The sequence below is a fragment of the Rouxiella silvae genome, assembly GCF_002093625.1.
GTDB lineage: Bacteria > Pseudomonadota > Gammaproteobacteria > Enterobacterales > Enterobacteriaceae > Rouxiella > Rouxiella silvae.
This window is the reverse complement of the sequence record NZ_MRWD01000030.1, coordinates 19,598-36,364: the sequence shown is the minus strand read 5'-3', so window position 1 is coordinate 36,364 and position 16,767 is coordinate 19,598. Positions and strand designations below refer to the sequence as shown.

The following is a 16,767-nucleotide window of genomic DNA, read 5'->3' as shown; positions in this document are numbered from 1 at the left end:
AATTAGCGTAGGGTAAAAATCACACTTTATAACGAGGATAAAAGATGGCTAAGCGTATTCAATTTAGCGCCACGGGCGGTCCGGAAGTCTTGGAATATGTTGATTTTGAACCACAAGATCCGGCGGCGGGCGAAGTTCAAGTCGAGAACAAGGCGATAGGCATCAATTATATCGATACCTATGTGCGCAGCGGTCTTTATCCCACCGCCTCGCTGCCATCAGGTTTGGGGACCGAAGCCGCAGGTGTCGTCACTAAAGTCGGTGCCGAGGTTAAGCACGTTAAGGTGGGTGACCGCGTGGTATACGCCCAGTCTCCACTCGGTTCCTACAGCGAAATCCATAATGTTTCAGGGCAAAAGGTCTTTGTACTGCCTGATGCCATCAGTTTTGAACAGGCCGCGGCTGCCTTCCTTAAGGGACTGACGGTACAGTATTTATTCCGCCAAACTTATAAAGTGAAAGCGGGTGACGTCTTCCTGTTTCAGGCTGCAGCGGGCGGCGTAGGGCTGATCGCCTGCCAATGGGCCAAGGCGTTGGGTGCCAAACTGATTGGTACCGTCGGTTCCGATGAAAAAGCGGTGCTCGCTAAAGAAGCGGGAGCATGGGCAACGATCAATTATCAAACCGAAGACATCGCCGCCCGCGTTGCCGAACTGACTCAAGGGGAGAAAGTGTCGGTAGTGTATGACTCGGTGGGTAAAAGCACCTGGCTGGACTCGCTCAACAGCCTGAAACGTCAGGGCCTGCTGGTGAGCTTTGGCAACGCTTCAGGTCCGGTAACCGGCGTAGACCTCGGCATCTTGAATCAAAAAGGGTCGCTGTACGTCACGCGCCCTTCCCTCAATAATTACGTCACAAATTACGAAGAATTGACGGCCGCCAGTGAGGAGCTTTTCTCGCTGATTGCCAGCGGCGCTATTAAAGTTGACGTAAAAGATACGCAGAAATTTCCGCTATCTCAGGCACGCAAGGCACACGAAACGCTGGAAAGCCGCGCCACAACTGGCTCAAGCCTGCTGATCCCAGGTCAATAACCGGGTTTTGCCTAAAAGCAAAGAGGGCTCCGGTTAGGGAGCCCTCTTATGCTGTTCTGGCGTCAATCATGTTGAGTTCAGAACGGTACTGCCTGTAGGTTACTGCAAGGTAAATCGGGTGGCGATGTTGCTTAAGCAACTATTTTAGAGCTCACCAGATCGGATGAAAGCTTGTCGTCTGTCACGATATGCCCATCCTAGCAGCCACCAATGTTAAAAAATATGATTAATTGATTGCGAAAGCACTTTATCACTCAACCTGTGATCGAGCCCACATAAGTAAAAGTTATGCCTGAGGTCTTACATTTTCCGCATTCCCGATGGAGAATTTATCCCGCTGATAAGGTTGGCGTTTATATTTTAGTCAGCAAATACAGCATGCTTAACGAAAGCGTCTGCGGTTATAACGTGGTTTTTCAGGCTGCTTGAAGGCGCGATAAATCCACACAATCACTACCGCCAGAATAAGCCAAGGTAACATTTTTATAACAACTGCCAGCAGTCCACCCAACATCATTACGGCAAACGCCACCACTAACGCAGCAACCATCCCCAGCAATGAAATACCGGTCAGCAATAGCATAAAGAAAAAACCGAGTACGAATAAAATTTCCAACATGGCAATACTCCTCAGGAAAAACAGTGTCGACAGACATGACTGATAAGACGTTCTACCGAGAGATGTATCAAGAAACGTGCCAGTGCGGAATATTATTTAAATCTTTATATATCAATATGTTGCATATCCCGCCGTTTCAGCGGGATATATTCTTTGGTCAAAAAAACCAACAATTGGTGAAATCACTCAAGCCTGCAATAAAATCACGCTTCAGTCGTGGCCATTTGCGGACGGGTCACCATCGACAAGGCCTGCTCAACGACGTCGATTCCAGCCCCTGGCTTGTGCGCATTTTCACTCAAATGCCTGCGCCACTGGCGAGCGCCAGGAATACCTTGGAAAATGCCCAGAATGTGTCGCGTAATGTGGCCGAGGTAGGTGCCTTTTGAAAGTTCCGCTTCAATATAGGGATAGAGCGCGCGGATCACCTCAGGACCTGTCAGTGCCGATTTCTGGCTGCCAAACAGTTCGCGGTCAACCTCTAGCAGCATGGACGGATTTTGATAGGCTTCACGACCGATCATCACGCCATCCATATGTTGCAGATGCTGCTTTGCCTCATCCAGCGATTTGATACCGCCATTGATTGCCATGGTCAGGTGTGGAAAATCCTGCTTGAGCTGATAAACGCGCGGATAGTCGAGCGGCGGGACTTCGCGGTTTTCCTTTGGACTCAATCCGGAAAGCCAGGCCTTGCGCGCATGGATGATAAAAGTATCGCAGCCGCCGTGCTCAGAAACCTGCTGCACAAAGTCGCAAAGAAACGCGTAGCTGTCGAGTTCATCAATACCGATGCGGGTTTTTACCGTTACGGGGATAGACACCACGTCGCGCATTGCTTTGATACAGTCGGCGACCAAGGAAGCCTGCGCCATGAGGCAGGCACCAAACATGCCGTTTTGTACGCGATCGGAAGGACACCCCACATTAAGGTTGATTTCGTCATAGCCGCGTTCCTCGGCCAGCTTGGCGCAGGTGGCTAAATCTTGGGGATTGCTGCCGCCGAGTTGCAGAGCAATAGGATGCTCCTGCTCGCCAAACGCCAGATAATCACCCTTACCGTGAATAATAGCGCCGGTGGTGACCATTTCGGTATACAGCAGCGCTTCGCCGCTCATTATGCGATGAAAGTGGCGGCAGTGGCGATCGGTCCAGTCCAGCATGGGCGCGATAGAAAAACGCTGTGCGCTGTATTTTTGCGTCGTGATGGGGGTTTCACCGCGATGGGATAAGGTGTTCATTTCTGTATTTTCGTGCATTTTTATCTATTTAGGCTAATTGATGCTTTCTCAGTACACCATGCAGCACACATAACAGGGTGCACTCGGATACAGGAATTAGCGGAAGTATCGCTCACTATACCATAGTTGTGCGGGTACGTGCTGACGCGCCAATGCTCTGGCGGGGGCAGAAAAATTACGCCAGAGTGACCTAATACTGTTAATAGCACGACTGGCTGGTACGCATTCAGAACGAAGTAACTGCGGGTCAGGTCTCGGCGAATAGACAGAAGCATGATAAAATCAGCACTCTTTTTATGCAGAGACGTCGCGATGAACCCAACCACTACGGAAAATATCCTCATTCAGGCTGAGCATCTTTGTCAGCAACGTAGCGTACGGCTTACCCCGCAGCGGCTCGAAGTATTGCGTTTAATGACGCAACAACCTGGGGCCATCAGCGCCTACGACCTGCTCGACCTGTTGCGTAAAACGGAGCCGCAGGCCAAGCCCCCAACAGTTTATCGCGCTCTCGATTTCCTTTTGGAACAAGGTTTTATTCATCGGGTTGAGTCGGCAAACAGCTATGTTGTCTGTCACCACTTTGAGGAACCAAGCCACACGTCTGCCCTGTTTATCTGCGATCGCTGCGGTTTTGTCACCGAAAAAACCACCGACGGCATCGAAGAACGTTTAAGCAAGCTGGCTAAAGACTCAGGTTTTGTGCTGCGTCATTCCGTGGTTGAAGCACACGGGCTGTGCTCCGACTGTTCAGTGATTGAATCCTGTGAAAGCCATGACCATTGCGAACACGACCACAGCATTGCAGTTAAAAAGCGATAAACAACGCGTTCAATTTCAGCTGAGGAAAAGTGATGCGAGATATCTTCAAGGCCAGCTGTCACTGTGGCGCTGTAAAGTTTAACGTCAAACTTACCGACGGGTTTAACACCATCAGACGCTGCGATTGCTCGCTTTGCCGCATGCGCGGAGCTGTTGCCGTGTCGGCAGACCTGAAAGATATTAGTTTCACTCAAGGGCAGGAAAAACTGATCGAGTACAGCTTCAATACCAAAACGGCCAAACACTACTTTTGCTCAACTTGCGGCATTTACACCCACCATCAACGTCGGTCCAATCCTACGCAATACGGCGTTAACGTAGCCTGCCTAGAAGGCGTTTCTCCGTTTGATTTCGCTGAAGTACCTGTATTGAACGGCAGAAGTCATCCCGCTGATTCCAAAAGCGGTGCACTCATTGCGGGATATCTAAGATTTACTGCAACGGATGAATGAATTATCGGTGAGACGAGTTGACTATTTGATGGGGAGAAATGGCTCAAGGGGGGGCTAAAGTCGGTAAATGGTTGGGTACGTCCTTGTACCCTGCATCCTGAAAAGCGTCTTGGGTAGGAGCAGCTTAATGCTCAGGATGCAGATTCGGGGAGAATCACCTTCTACCAGTGGTATTTATGGTCTGATTCCCAGGACTTAACTTCCTTTTCAGCCTCTTCTTTCTGATATCCATATCTTTCCTGAATCTTGCCGACAAGCTGATCGCGCTTACCTTCAACGACGGTCAGGTCATCATCGGTCAACTTACCCCATTTTTCTTTCACTTTGCCTTTAAACTGCTTCCAGTTACCGTCTGCTTGGTCCTTATTCATCATCAACTCTCCTGATTAGCTTAGGTTTGACTGCATTTGATAAATGCTTATCAACAGTTCTAATTGTAGTAGAGGATTTCAATAATTCAGGTTAAAGCAGTAATAAAGCGTATAACTAGGATTAATCTAAAGAATTTAAAACCATGTATCATGACGCCAATGGCGACGCCAAATCCATCCTAAGGCCAGCCCCCTTAGGGATAAAAATACCGCCACCGCCAACCACAGCGCGTGATTACCCAAAGCGGGCAACGCCAGCAGCGACAGAGCATAGCCGAGCGCGGCGATCGCCATACTGTTGCGCATTTCACGTCCGCGAGTAGCACCGATAAACATGCCGTCGAGTAAATAACACCACACGCCAACCAGAGGTAAAATGATTTGCCAATTTAAATAGCGGTCTGCCTGCGCCCGAAGCTCGGGTAGAGATGTCAGCAAGTTGACAATATGCTCTCCGGCCAACGCATAAACGACGGCAAACATCAGTGCCACCAGCCCTGCCTGACGGCAAGCGGCGTGCCAAACGTGCAACAGCCGGCTTTTATTTTTGGCACCAAATGCCTCACCGGAATGAGCCTCTACCGCATAGGCGAAGCCGTCTAAAGCAAAGGCGGTGAAGGTCAGCAGGTTCATTAATACGGCGTTTACGGCAACAATCTCACTGCCTAAGCGCGCACCGAGGATGGTCAAAGAAGCAAAACACAGTTGAAGCAGCAGCGAGCGCAGCATGATGTCACGATTAAGCGTAATCAGCTGGCGCAGATTTCCCCGCCAAGACTGTTTTAAGAGGCTAAAACTGATCCCCCGCCTTCTCATTACAATTGAAACCAACCATAGTCCAAGTGCCAAGGTGGCATATTCTGAACAGGCGGTCGCCACGGCGGCGCCTTTAACATTCCACCCAAGCCCCATCACCAGCCACAGGTCGAGCACGACGTTCAGCAAATTTCCGGCGATTAGCATAATCACCGGCGCTCTGACGTACTGAATACCCAATAGCCAACCTAGAATTACCAAGTTTGCCAGTGAAGCCGGCGCGCTGTACCAGCGAATAGAAAGAAAGATCTCGGCCTGATCCAAAACCGCCTGACTGCCGCCGACAATGCTCAAGGCCAATGAAATCAATGGATGGCGAAACAGGAAAATCAACACGCCGGCAATCATGGCTAACATAAACGGCTGGACGAAAGCGCGTGCTAACAGGACGTTATCTTTTGCTCCCAATGCCTGCGCTGTCAGCCCTGTGGTGCTCATGCGTAAAAACAGCAACAGCATAAACAGGAAGCTAGTGACCATTGAACCCACCGCAACGCCGCCAAGATAATCGGGACTGTCGAGATGGCCTATGACGGCGGTGTCCACCAGCCCCAGTAAAGGCACGGTAATGTTTGAGAAGATCATCGGCAGCGCAAGCAGCCATAGGGCCTTGTCGGCTGGGCTGAAAAAGGTTTTTTTGAGTGCAGGCAAGCTGAAAAGCGATCGCATAATGGCTAAAAACCCAGGCTGAGATAACAATTCGGGACAAAAACAATATCGCCCCAATTAAGGGGCGATGGGCAAACGGCAAGCGTTTGCTGGCAGGGAATATATGCCGAACGAATGGCCAGATCCTGACTGCAAATGTTAGATCCAATCACCATTGCGAATCACGCCGACCGCAAGACCTTCAATGCTGAAGCTTTGTTGACGTAGGTCGACCACAATAGGTTCGAACTCACTGTTTTCTGGAAGCAGCTGTACGGTATTACCCTGTCGCTTAAGACGCTTAACCGTGACTTCGTCATCGATGCGCGCAACAACAACCTGACCGTTGCGAACGTCCTGCGTTTTGTGAACCGCCAGCAGATCGCCATCGAGAATACCAATATCGCGCATCGACATACCGCTTACGCGCAGCAGGAAGTCAGCGTTAGGTTTGAACATGGCAGGATCAACCTGATAATGCGCTTCAATGTGCTGAGTAGCCAGTAAAGGCTCGCCAGCGGCAACGCGGCCAATCAGTGGCAGGCCTTCTTCTTCTTCCATCAGCAGGCGAATGCCGCGAGAAGCACCGGAGATAATCTCGATTACGCCCTTGCGCGCCAGTGCCTTAAGATGTTCTTCTGCCGCGTTAGGGGAACGAAAACCCAGACGTGTGGCAATCTCGGCACGAGTTGGCGGCATACCGGTGGTGGAGATATGATCGCGAATAAGGTCATAGACCTCTTGTTGTCTGGTCGTTAGTGCTTTCATTCCGCCCCCTGGTTGTTTATACAGTCCAGCTGTGAGTATATACAGGTAATGGGTGAATTAAAACCTAAGAGTGAACAAAAACAGACATTAAGAATATTTAAAACATTCAGAGCCAGCGCGGCACTAGGATAGTTGCCCAAGTGAAAATGGCAAAAACAATGGTAATGAGAACGGCGGCCGACCCCATGTCTTTGGCGCGGCCAGAAAGCGTGTGAAATTCCGGTCCTATGCGGTCGATGGCGGCTTCTACTGCACTGTTTAATAATTCAGCAACCAAGACTAAAATCAGTGAACCAATCATTAAAATACGCTCGATGCTGCTCACATCCAGGTAAAATGACAGTAAGATGGCAGGCACCACGACAATGGCTTCCTGACGAAATGCAGCTTCGTTTTTCCAGGCCGCGGTTAATCCCTTTAAGGAGTAACCTGCGGCCTTGTAGATTCGGGTCAATCCCGTAACTTGATTTGACATTATTTTGCGTCTTAGAGTGATTTTGGGGCATTTTAGCCTGAATCCGTTGTCCTATCACCACAGATCTCATACCGGGTTTCTGGTATCCTTGCGGCGAATTGCTAACAAGAGGCTTTACGTTTTTTATGTCAGGATGGCGTAGACTTTATTATACCCTATTGAATTTACCGCTAAAATTGCTGGTAAGAAGCAAGGTCATACCTACAGATCCGGTGACGGAGTTGCGTTTAGATCCAACTCGCCCAATTCTGTACGTTTTGCCTTATAACTCCAAGGCCGATCTGCTTACTCTACGGGTTCAATGCCTCGCGCAGAACTTGCCCGATCCTCTTATTCCGCTAGAAATAGACGGCGTACACCTGCCAAGCCACGTTTTTATTGGTGAAGGGCCGCGCGTATTTTCCTATTATCAGCCCAAACAAGAGTCAGTAAAACTTTTCCACGACTATCTCGACCTGCATCGCAATAACCCTAACTTGGATATTCAGATGCTGCCGGTCTCGGTTATGTTTGGTCGTGCGCCGGGTCGCGAAGGTCAGGACGCGCCGCATCTTCGTGTCTTGAACGGCGTACAAAAATTCTTTGCCGTGCTCTGGCTCGGCCGCGACAGCTTTGTGCGTTTCTCGAACACGGTATCGCTTCGCGATATGGCAACCCAGCACGGCACCGATAAAATCATTGCCCACAAACTTGCCCGCGTGGCGCGTATGCATTTCTCGCGCCAGCGTTTGGCCGCGGTGGGCCCGCGCCTGCCGGTTCGTCAGGATTTGTTTAACAAGCTTTTAGCCTCAAAAGCCATTGAGAAAGCGGTTGAAGACGAAGCGCGCACCAAAAAGATCTCCCACGACAAGGCACAGCAAAACGCTATCGCCTTAATGGAAGAAATTGCTGCTAACTTCAGTTATGAGGCGGTTCGCCTCTCTGACCGCGTATTAAGCTGGACCTGGAACCGTCTTTATAAAGGCATCAACGTTAACAACGCCGAGCGCGTACGTCAGCTTGCCCAGGACGGTCAGGAAATCGTTTATGTGCCCTGCCACCGCAGCCATATGGACTACCTGCTGCTCTCTTACGTGCTTTATCATCAAGGATTGGTTCCGCCACATATTGCGGCAGGTATCAACCTCAACTTCTGGCCAGCGGGACCTATCTTCCGCCGCTTGGGTGCGTTCTTTATTCGTCGAACCTTCAAAGGGAATAAACTTTACGCCACGGTTTTCCGTGAGTACTTGGGTGAACTGTTTAGCCGCGGCTATTCCGTCGAGTACTTCGTTGAAGGAGGTCGCTCACGCACCGGCCGTCTGCTCGAACCTAAAACCGGCACCTTGGCGATGACCATTCAAGCTATGCTGCGCGGCGGATCGCGTCCTATAACACTGGTGCCGATTTACATCGGATACGAACACGTGATGGAAGTGGGCACCTATGCGAAAGAGCTGCGCGGAGCCACCAAAGAGAAAGAAAGCTTCCTTCAGATGATCAACGGGTTGCGTAAATTGCGCAACCTGGGTCAGGGCTATGTCAACTTTGGCGAGCCGCTGCATTTGACACCGTATCTTAACCAGAACGTTCCCCAGTGGCGCGATGCGATAGACCCTATCGAAGCACATCGCCCAAGCTGGCTGACACCGACTGTGCAGGATATTGCCGACAAAATAATGGTTCGAATCAACAACTCGGCGGCTGCCAATGCCATGAACCTGTGCTGTACGGCGCTGCTGGCATCCCGTCAGCGCTCATTGACCCGCGAGCAGCTGATTGAACAGCTGGATTGCTATCTGCAGCTTTTGCGCAATGTGCCTTACACCGCTGACTCAACCGTGCCGGACCTCACAGCCGATCGACTGCTCGACCACGCACTGAATATGAACAAGTTCCAGGTCGAGAAGGACAATATTGGCGATATCATCATCCTGCCGCGCGAACAGGCAGTACTGATGACCTATTATCGCAACAATATTCATCACCTTCTGGTGATGCCATCTCTGATAGCAAGTATTTTGATGCACCACCGCGAGGTGAGTAAGTCCGAGCTTCTGCGTCAGGTCGAGCTGATTTATCCAATGATAAAAGCCGAACTGTTTATGCACTACGGTAAAGAGCAGTTGCCGCAGGTGCTTGACGTTCTCAGCGCCGAACTTGCACGTCAGGGGCTGATCGTGGTCGAAGGTGAACAGCTTACACTGAATCCTCTGCGCAGCAGGCCTCTACAGTTGTTGGCTGCGGGCGTGCGTGAAACATTGCAACGCTATGCGATTACCCTGTCGCTGCTGAGCAATAATCCAAGTATCAGCCGTGGCGCGCTGGAAAAAGAGAGTCGTATCATGGCACAGCGTCTGTCGGTGCTGCATGGTATCAACGCTCCGGAGTTCTTCGACAAGGCAGTATTTACTACGCTGGTCGGCACGTTGCGCGATGAAGGCTATATCAATGATATTGGTGATGCTATTCCGGAACATACCCGTGAAATCTATACCATTCTCAGTGACTTGATTACGCCAGACATTCGACTGACGATTGAAAGCGCAGGCATGCCTTCTGAATTACCGGTGGCGACCGAGCCTCCGGCCGAAGCTAAAATCGACGTTAGAGATACCGACCACTAATCGACTTTATATTCGCGTCGTCACTGTATGGCACAAAAAAAACCCCGATCGCTTCAATGCGCATCGGGGTTTTCTTTTTACAGGACTGGCTAGCCGCCGGCCATTGAGTAGCTCAGCAAGATGCCGATAAACATTACCATGCCGACGTAATTGTTATTGCGAAAGGCCTGAAAACACTGCTCGCGCTGGCGCTTTGCCGTGATTTTCTGCTGATGTACAAACAGGCAAGCGGCAAGCAGCAGCGACCAATAAAACGGGGCACCAAGCTGGTTGAGATGACCCACAGTCGCCATTAACACCAGCGTTGCCAGCTGCAAAAGCCCGTTAATCAGGTTGTCGTAGCGGCCAAAAAGAATCGCGGTAGATTTCACGCCTATCCTAAGGTCATCGTCCCTGTCTACCATCGCGTACTGAGTATCGTAGGCAACAGTCCAACAAATATTAGCCAAAAATAGCAGCCAACAGCTCAGCGGCACAGCTTCGCTCACGGCCATGTAGGCCATCGGGATAGCCCAACCAAATGCCGCGCCCAGCACCACCTGAGGCAGGTTACTCACACGCTTCATAAACGGATAGATCCACGCCAATGCCAATCCGCCCAGCGACAGCAGAATGGTTTTTCCGTTTAACAACAGCACCAGGCAGAATGACAGCAGAATCAGCGCAGCAAACAGCATCTTGGCCTGCGCGCTGGTGATTGCGCCACTCGGTAACGGGCGGCCAGCGGTACGCTTCACGTGCCCGTCAACCTTCCTATCGGCATAATCATTGATGACACACCCCGCCGCGCGCATGAAAAATACACCCAGAACAAAGACAATCAGAATCTTGAGCGGCGGCATACCGCCGCTGGCCAGCCACAGCGCCCACAGCGTCGGCCACATTAAAAGCAGCGAACCAATCGGCTTATCAATTCGCATCAGCCGGCAATAATCACGCCATTGTCCCTGCATCACAGTCCCCATCAACTTGATCTTCTCCCTTACAGCATTACTTTTCTGTCGTTGGTTTTACCGCATCGTCGCCACTCGCGTACACAGGCGAAGCAGGCAAGAAAATTTCGGTCAGCAGCAGTGGCTTGTCTGAAAGCCTCAGACGAGACCGCCGGGCCCAGTATTTAGCCTGCTGCCCCAGATGAATATAGTCACGGCTCAGATGATTGCCGCTAAATAAATAGCGCCCAAGTGGCAAGGTTCCCAAGTCCACCAGCGCCTGATCGTCTCCAGTCAGCGTTTCGAGTGGAATAACCGTGCGGCCCAGCAGCCAGGGCACATCATCACCAAAAAGGACGATTTCGCGCAGCCAGTAGCGCTCACTCATCGGCAGTTGCTCGGCCTCTTCTTTGCTTAACTGGTGGTGTTCAATGAAACACTCTTTCTGCGGGGTCACGCTGACGGTGGAACAGTGCTGTTCAAAACGACGCGTCATCGACCCCATTTCCAGCAGCCAGTCTACGACCGAGGGAGGGACGTCGGAAGAGAATTCAAACCAGTGAATAGCATCCGGAAAGGGAACATAAGACTCAGACATCAACGCACTCCGAGTGGGTAGAAATCTCTACCACAAAAGAAATTAAGGCTGGCATTCTAGCGCAGATTCCCCCGGCGGTAATCCCGCCGAGGAGAACATTTACTCACGTTTCAGGCGTTCACCGTTAGCCAAATAAAGGGTAACAACCAGCACCAAAATTGCGGCGGTATAAAGTAGAGTATCAATCGGACTTTTGTGGTCGACGATGATAAAGCGAATAATCGCCGTGATCGCGATATAGACGAAGTAACGCAAAGGGAAATGGTATCCCGACGCAAAGTACTTAACTATCAGGGCAATAAACTCAAAGTACAGGAAGTAAATAACAATGCCTTCAATCAGCATATAAGACGAGGATTCGTCGTTATTAACGAACAATACCAGAGCCAAATGATACGTTTCTCGCCCCAGGAACAGCATTAAAATTGCCGCCAGCCCCAATAGAAAAACGTTTAAAATTCGCTGCATGATGACCGCAATCATCGTTGCCTTTTTAGATCCTGCCATGTGATGTAGATCCCACTTTTGATGTTGAATGGCAGAAGAATACCACAGCGTTCAAAAGGGTAAAGGCGGATGTTTTTGCTGTAATCTTCTTTTTGGTTATCGTTTCTTTCAAAATAAAAAGGGCTAACTGACAAACAGTTAGCCCTTCAAGCTGCGAACAATTAACCCAGCAAATCACACATTATTGCTGGAGAAAGTTCTTAGGCACGCCAGTTTTTAAAGCGGTTGATTAAACCGTTGGTAGAACTGTCGTGGCCGGTCACGTTCTCACTGCCTTCAAGCTCAGGCAGGATACGGTTTGCCAGCTGCTTGCCTAATTCTACGCCCCATTGGTCGAAGGTATAGATATTGAGGATAGCGCCCTGAGTAAAGATTTTATGCTCATACAGCGCAATCAGTGCGCCCAGGCTGAACGGGGTAATCTCACGCAGCAGAATAGAGTTAGTTGGGCGGTTGCCTTCAAACACTTTGAAAGGCGCCACGTGTTTAACGTCTTCAGGCTTTTTGCCCTGTGCAGCAAACTCTTCCTCAACCACGTCCAGCGATTTACCAAAGGCCAGCGCCTCAGTTTGCGCGAAGAAGTTGGACAGCAGTTTGGCGTGATGATCGCTTAACGCATTATGGCTTACCGCCGGTGCGATGAAATCACAAGGGACGATTTTAGTACCCTGGTGAATCAGCTGATAAAAAGCGTGCTGTCCGTTGGTGCCCGGCTCGCCCCAGATGATTGGGCCCGTCTGGTAGTCCACGGCATCGCCGTTGCGGTCAACGTATTTGCCGTTGGATTCCATATTTCCCTGTTGGAAATAGGCAGCAAAACGGTGCATGTACTGGTCGTATGGCAGAATTGCTTCGGTTTCAGTGCCGTAGAAATCGTTATACCAGATACCGATCAGTGCCAGAATAATTGGCAAGTTTTTCTCGGCAGGCGTTTCGGCGAAGTGTTTATCCATCGCATGCGCGCCGCTCAGCAGCTGTTCGAAGTTTTCGAAGCCTACTGAAAGGGCAATCGACAGACCAATCGCAGACCAAAGAGAATAACGACCGCCCACCCAGTCCCAGAACTCGAACATGTTGTCGGTATCAATGCCGAACTCGGCCACGGCTTTACCGTTAGTAGAAAGCGCGGCGAAATGCTTGGCAACGTGCTGCTCATCACCGGCAGTTTGCAGGAACCAGTCGCGCGCGCTGTGGGCGTTGGTCATGGTTTCTTGCGTGGTGAAGGTTTTTGATGCCACCAGGAACAGCGTGGTTTCTGGATCCAACGGTTTCAGCGTTTCGGCGATGTGCGTGCCGTCAACGTTGGAAACAAAGTGCATATTTAAATGGTTTTTATAAGGACGCAGCGCTTCGGTCACCATGAAAGGCCCCAAGTCTGAACCACCGATACCGATGTTAACGATGTCAGTAATTGGCTTGCCGGTGTAGCCCTTCCAACTTCCGCCGATCACACGTTCGGTGAAGCCTTTGATTTTGGCCAGTACGGCGTTCACTTCTGGCATTACGTCTTTGCCATCAACCACAATTGGCGTATTGCTGCGGTTACGCAGGGCAACGTGCAGCACGGCGCGGTCTTCCGTACGGTTAATTTTCTCACCTGAGAACATCGACTTGATGGCGTCCTGCAGACTGGTCTCTTTGGCCAGCGCATGCAGTTTTTCAAGCGTTTCTGCCGTGATGCGGTTTTTAGAGAAGTCGATCAGAATTTGATCGTCGAAGGTCGCAGAAAACTTGGCGAAGCGATCGCTATCTTCAGCGAACAGCTGACTGATTTGCACATCTTTAACTTGGTCGAAATGCTGCTGCAGGGCCTGCCAGGCAGCGGTTTTAGTTGGATTGATATTTTTCATAGCAATGCTCTTAGGCTGAGAATGTAAGGTGACATCTTGACTATTATTTAGCGCAACTGCCTTGATTGTATCCGGTATTTTACAAGTTTAGATGCCTTTTCTTGCGTTTCTTGCAATAGGCAATAACTGTTGGCAATGCGCCGCATAGACAAATACCGCAATCAATAATAGATGACAATCTTTCAAAATGTGAGACAGATGCCGCGCGATCGTTGACAGATGGCGCAGAACCAGTAATTCTAGGCACCTAACTTATACGCGTCCGCGCGCGTAAGCCAGAAGAGGCGCGTCGCCCAGGCAATGTATCGGAGGAACCGTATCCTGCGAAGGTGCATTATGGGGTGCGACGCCGAGGTCAGACACCCAACGGTTGGGAAAAGATCGACTACAGGGGCTGAATCCTCTGGGTTGTCACCGCTATAGCTCTGTGAGCTATTGGCATGGTGGGGCGCTTCTGGGTGTATCGTAGCATCTCTACGTCTGCTCCCGTTTCCCGCTCTACCCTTGTGCCAAGGAATATGCAATTAAAAAGGCCGTCATAAACATGGCGACCCTGACACGAGGTTTTAAATGAATCAAGCAACAATCCGCAACGCCGACCCGACGCCTTTGAGCAGCACGGTCATTGCCAAATTTGGTGGCACCAGCGTGGCGGACTTCGAAGCGATGAACCGCAGCGCCGACGTTGTACTCTCCAATCCTGATGTTCGAGTCGTCGTACTCTCCGCCTCTGCTGGCGTAACGAATCTGCTGGTTGAACTGGCCGAAGGTTCCGACAGCACGCGCCGCGTATTCCTGCTCGACGAAATTCGCCGTATCCAAAACGCTATTATCGACCGCCTGGACAAGCCTGAGGTTATCCATGAAGAGATAGAGCGGATGCTGGAAAACATCAGCATGCTTTCCGAAGCGGCAAGCCTTGCCACCTCGAGTGCATTGACCGATGAACTGGTCAGCCACGGTGAAATGATGTCGACGCTGCTATTTGTCGAAATCCTTCGCCAGCGCAACGTTTCTGCCGAGTGGTTTGACGTGCGCAAAATCATGCGCACCAATGACCGCTTTGGCCGCGCCGAGCCAGATACTCAGACACTGTATGAACTGGCAAGCCAACAGCTGCTGCCACGTCTGAAGGAAGCACTGATTATTACTCAGGGCTTTATTGGCTCAGAACCTAAAGGCCGCACGACTACGCTGGGTCGCGGCGGCAGTGATTACACCGCAGCCCTGCTGGGTGAAGCGCTGCACGCGTCTCGCGTTGATATCTGGACCGACGTTCCGGGCATTTACACCACCGATCCCCGTCTGGTCCCGGCCGCTAAACGCATTGATCGTATTGCGTTTGAAGAAGCGGCTGAAATGGCCACCTTCGGCGCCAAGGTTCTGCATCCGGCCACGCTGCTGCCCGCTGTTCGCCGCGGTATTCCGGTGTTTGTGGGCTCAAGCAAAGACCCGTCCGCCGGTGGAACGTTGGTCTGCAACACCACTGAGAATCCGCCGCTGTTTCGCGCACTGGCGCTGCGCCGCAAGCAGACGTTGCTCACGTTGCACAGCCTGAGCATGCTGCATTCGCAAGGTTTTTTGGCCGAAGTTTTCAGCATCTTGGCGCGTCATAACATCTCGGTGGACTTGATAACGACCTCCGAAGTCAGCATTGCATTGACGCTCGATACCACCGGGTCTACCTCGTCCGGCGAGAGCCTGTTGACCACTTCTCTGCTGACCGAGCTTTCTTCACTGTGCCGCGTCGAAGTTGAAGAGAATCTGGCGCTGATAGCAATCATTGGCAATAAGCTTTCTCAAGCCTGCGGCGTGGGCAAAGAGGTCTTTGGCGTGTTGGACCCGTTTAACATTCGCATGATTTGTTACGGTGCCAGTAGCTATAACCTGTGCTTCCTGGTTCCGGGCGATGATGCTAATCAGGTTGTTCAAAAACTGCATCATAATCTATTCGAGCAAAATCAATAGATTATCGATTCCAGTTAACCAGATAATTAAGCCGGGTCGAAAGATCCGGTTTTTTTTACCAAGAAAAACACAACATTAAAAACTATTAAATTATAACAAGACACTGAGGATCACTCTGCATGTTAGCCAAAATTACACGCCTGTTCCCCCTGTGGGCCGTTTTACTGGCCGTCGCCGCCTATTACACGCCCACGACCTTTACCCCTATCGGCCCGCACGTCAGCACCCTATTGATGCTGATTATGTTTGCAATGGGCGTAACGCTTGAATTTGGTGATTTTAAGCGCGTGCTGTCTCGGCCCGCGCCGGTTGCCGCCGCCACTTTCCTGCATTATTTGGTGATGCCGCTGGCCGCATGGTTGCTAGCGAAGCTGTTCCACATGCCTGATGATCTGGCAGCCGGTATGATTTTGGTGGGCAGCGTTGCCAGCGGAACGGCGTCCAACGTGATGATTTACCTGGCCAAAGGTGACGTGGCACTTTCTGTGACCATTTCCTCCGTCTCTACCTTAGTCGGCGTATTCGCCACGCCCCTGCTCACTCGTCTTTATGTGGATACGCACATTAACGTTGATGTCGAGGGCATGCTGTTAAGTATTCTACAAATTGTCGTGATCCCTATTTTGGCTGGTTTGATTATTCATCACCTGTTTACCAAAGCCGTCAAACGCATCGAGCCTTTCCTGCCACTGTTCTCGATGGTCTGCATTTTGGCTATCATCAGCGCAGTGATCGCAGGGAGCCAAGGTTTGATTGGCTCGGTAGGACTGGTAGTGGTTATCGCGGTGATTCTGCACAATGCCATTGGCCTGCTCAGCGGTTACTTTGGCGGTAAGCTGTTTGGATTTGATGAAACCACATGCCGCACCATTGCGCTGGAAGTGGGCATGCAAAACTCCGGTCTGGCCGCAACGTTGGGCAAACTGTACTTCACTCCCATTGCAGCACTGCCGGGTGCAATCTTCTCGGTATGGCACAACCTCTCCGGCTCGCTGCTGGCCGGTTACTGGTCGGGTCGTCCGGTGAAGAAAGAGCAGAAATCCGCTGAGGAATAATCTGC

At 50.9% G+C, this 16,767-nt stretch carries 16 protein-coding genes and 1 riboswitch; of the genes, 6 read left to right on the top strand and 10 right to left on the bottom strand.

The genetic code is table 11. From position 1 onward, the window contains the following. Positions 1 to 44: 44 nt before the first annotated feature. On the top strand, positions 45 to 1,034 hold the full coding sequence (locus BS639_RS13445; RefSeq protein ID WP_084983328.1) for a quinone oxidoreductase: 990 nt from the start codon (positions 45 to 47) through the stop codon (positions 1,032 to 1,034). A gap of 382 nt (positions 1,035 to 1,416) precedes the next feature. Here BS639_RS13445 and pspG read toward each other — a convergent pair whose 3' ends face one another. Then, positions 1,417 to 1,653 carry an envelope stress response protein PspG gene (gene pspG / locus BS639_RS13440; protein WP_084983327.1) on the bottom strand — a complete coding sequence of 79 codons (237 nt, stop codon included), beginning with the start codon at positions 1,651 to 1,653 and terminating at the stop codon, positions 1,417 to 1,419. Positions 1,654 to 1,856: 203 nt separating this feature from the next. After that, positions 1,857 to 2,894, bottom strand: coding sequence for a tRNA dihydrouridine(20/20a) synthase DusA (gene dusA / locus BS639_RS13435; protein ID WP_139804100.1), 1,038 nt, complete (start codon positions 2,892 to 2,894; stop codon positions 1,857 to 1,859). Positions 2,895 to 3,206: 312 nt separating this feature from the next. Here dusA and zur point away from each other — a divergent pair, with 312 nt between their 5' ends. Beyond that, complete coding sequence (zur, locus tag BS639_RS13430; RefSeq protein ID WP_055774152.1) at positions 3,207 to 3,716, top strand: zinc uptake transcriptional repressor Zur; 510 nt, start codon at positions 3,207 to 3,209, stop codon at positions 3,714 to 3,716. Positions 3,717 to 3,748: 32 nt separating this feature from the next. Then, positions 3,749 to 4,168, top strand: coding sequence for a GFA family protein (locus BS639_RS13425; protein WP_084983325.1), 420 nt, complete (start codon positions 3,749 to 3,751; stop codon positions 4,166 to 4,168). A 161-nt stretch (positions 4,169 to 4,329) separates the two neighbouring features. Here the strand turns inward: BS639_RS13425 and BS639_RS13420 are convergent, their stop codons facing one another. The 4 genes from BS639_RS13420 to BS639_RS13405 form a co-directional block, all read right to left on the bottom strand. Then, positions 4,330 to 4,539 carry a CsbD family protein gene (locus BS639_RS13420; protein WP_009638605.1) on the bottom strand — a complete coding sequence of 70 codons (210 nt, stop codon included), beginning with the start codon at positions 4,537 to 4,539 and terminating at the stop codon, positions 4,330 to 4,332. A 135-nt stretch (positions 4,540 to 4,674) separates the two neighbouring features. Continuing rightward, positions 4,675 to 6,024, bottom strand: coding sequence for an MATE family efflux transporter DinF (gene dinF / locus BS639_RS13415; RefSeq protein ID WP_084983324.1), 1,350 nt, complete (start codon positions 6,022 to 6,024; stop codon positions 4,675 to 4,677). 138 nt (positions 6,025 to 6,162) lie between these two features. Further along, positions 6,163 to 6,771: a transcriptional repressor LexA gene (lexA, locus tag BS639_RS13410; RefSeq protein ID WP_055774146.1), complete on the bottom strand. Its 609-nt coding sequence runs from the start codon at positions 6,769 to 6,771 to the stop codon at positions 6,163 to 6,165. Positions 6,772 to 6,877: 106 nt separating this feature from the next. Next, the gene (locus tag BS639_RS13405) at positions 6,878 to 7,246 is read right to left on the bottom strand and encodes a diacylglycerol kinase (RefSeq protein ID WP_055774144.1); all 369 of its coding nucleotides are present in this window, start codon (positions 7,244 to 7,246) and stop codon (positions 6,878 to 6,880) included. 125 nt (positions 7,247 to 7,371) lie between these two features. Here BS639_RS13405 and plsB point away from each other — a divergent pair, with 125 nt between their 5' ends. Continuing rightward, on the top strand, positions 7,372 to 9,852 hold the full coding sequence (plsB, locus tag BS639_RS13400; RefSeq protein ID WP_055774142.1) for a glycerol-3-phosphate 1-O-acyltransferase PlsB: 2,481 nt from the start codon (positions 7,372 to 7,374) through the stop codon (positions 9,850 to 9,852). Positions 9,853 to 9,941: 89 nt separating this feature from the next. Here the strand turns inward: plsB and ubiA are convergent, their stop codons facing one another. The 4 genes from ubiA to pgi form a co-directional block, all read right to left on the bottom strand. Further along, positions 9,942 to 10,805, bottom strand: a complete 864-nt coding sequence (gene ubiA / locus BS639_RS13395; RefSeq protein WP_407690307.1) for a 4-hydroxybenzoate octaprenyltransferase — start codon at positions 10,803 to 10,805, stop codon at positions 9,942 to 9,944. A gap of 37 nt (positions 10,806 to 10,842) precedes the next feature. Next, the gene (gene ubiC, locus BS639_RS13390; RefSeq protein WP_055774138.1) at positions 10,843 to 11,382 is read right to left on the bottom strand and encodes a chorismate lyase; all 540 of its coding nucleotides are present in this window, start codon (positions 11,380 to 11,382) and stop codon (positions 10,843 to 10,845) included. Between the two features lie 99 nt (positions 11,383 to 11,481). Further along, entirely contained in the window at positions 11,482 to 11,889 is a 408-nt protein-coding gene (psiE, locus tag BS639_RS13385) for a phosphate-starvation-inducible protein PsiE (RefSeq protein WP_055774136.1), read from the bottom strand. 200 nt (positions 11,890 to 12,089) lie between these two features. Continuing rightward, a complete protein-coding gene (gene pgi / locus BS639_RS13380) occupies positions 12,090 to 13,739 on the bottom strand; it encodes a glucose-6-phosphate isomerase (protein ID WP_055774134.1) in 1,650 nt (549 codons plus the stop codon). A gap of 271 nt (positions 13,740 to 14,010) precedes the next feature. Next, a riboswitch (Lysine riboswitch) is annotated at positions 14,011 to 14,201 on the top strand. A gap of 108 nt (positions 14,202 to 14,309) precedes the next feature. On the opposite strand from pgi, the gene lysC reads away from it, so the two are divergent. After that, positions 14,310 to 15,707, top strand: a complete 1,398-nt coding sequence (lysC, locus tag BS639_RS13375) for a lysine-sensitive aspartokinase 3 (RefSeq protein WP_055774132.1) — start codon at positions 14,310 to 14,312, stop codon at positions 15,705 to 15,707. Between the two features lie 119 nt (positions 15,708 to 15,826). Further along, positions 15,827 to 16,762: a ketopantoate/pantoate/pantothenate transporter PanS gene (gene panS, locus BS639_RS13370; protein WP_055774130.1), complete on the top strand. Its 936-nt coding sequence runs from the start codon at positions 15,827 to 15,829 to the stop codon at positions 16,760 to 16,762. Positions 16,763 to 16,767 lie beyond the last annotated feature (5 nt).

Coding starts and splice junctions, on each gene's coding strand:
- BS639_RS13445 (WP_084983328.1), top strand. CDS start 45: ATGGCTAAGCGTATTCAATTTAGCGCCACGGGCGGTCCGGAAGTCTTG.
- pspG (WP_084983327.1), bottom strand. CDS start 1,653: ATGTTGGAAATTTTATTCGTACTCGGTTTTTTCTTTATGCTATTGCTG.
- dusA (WP_139804100.1), bottom strand. CDS start 2,894: ATGAACACCTTATCCCATCGCGGTGAAACCCCCATCACGACGCAAAAA.
- zur (WP_055774152.1), top strand. CDS start 3,207: ATGAACCCAACCACTACGGAAAATATCCTCATTCAGGCTGAGCATCTT.
- BS639_RS13425 (WP_084983325.1), top strand. CDS start 3,749: ATGCGAGATATCTTCAAGGCCAGCTGTCACTGTGGCGCTGTAAAGTTT.
- BS639_RS13420 (WP_009638605.1), bottom strand. CDS start 4,539: ATGAATAAGGACCAAGCAGACGGTAACTGGAAGCAGTTTAAAGGCAAA.
- dinF (WP_084983324.1), bottom strand. CDS start 6,024: ATGCGATCGCTTTTCAGCTTGCCTGCACTCAAAAAAACCTTTTTCAGC.
- lexA (WP_055774146.1), bottom strand. CDS start 6,771: ATGAAAGCACTAACGACCAGACAACAAGAGGTCTATGACCTTATTCGC.
- BS639_RS13405 (WP_055774144.1), bottom strand. CDS start 7,246: ATGTCAAATCAAGTTACGGGATTGACCCGAATCTACAAGGCCGCAGGT.
- plsB (WP_055774142.1), top strand. CDS start 7,372: ATGTCAGGATGGCGTAGACTTTATTATACCCTATTGAATTTACCGCTA.
- ubiA (WP_407690307.1), bottom strand. CDS start 10,805: ATGCAGGGACAATGGCGTGATTATTGCCGGCTGATGCGAATTGATAAG.
- ubiC (WP_055774138.1), bottom strand. CDS start 11,382: ATGTCTGAGTCTTATGTTCCCTTTCCGGATGCTATTCACTGGTTTGAA.
- psiE (WP_055774136.1), bottom strand. CDS start 11,889: ATGGCAGGATCTAAAAAGGCAACGATGATTGCGGTCATCATGCAGCGA.
- pgi (WP_055774134.1), bottom strand. CDS start 13,739: ATGAAAAATATCAATCCAACTAAAACCGCTGCCTGGCAGGCCCTGCAG.
- lysC (WP_055774132.1), top strand. CDS start 14,310: ATGAATCAAGCAACAATCCGCAACGCCGACCCGACGCCTTTGAGCAGC.
- panS (WP_055774130.1), top strand. CDS start 15,827: ATGTTAGCCAAAATTACACGCCTGTTCCCCCTGTGGGCCGTTTTACTG.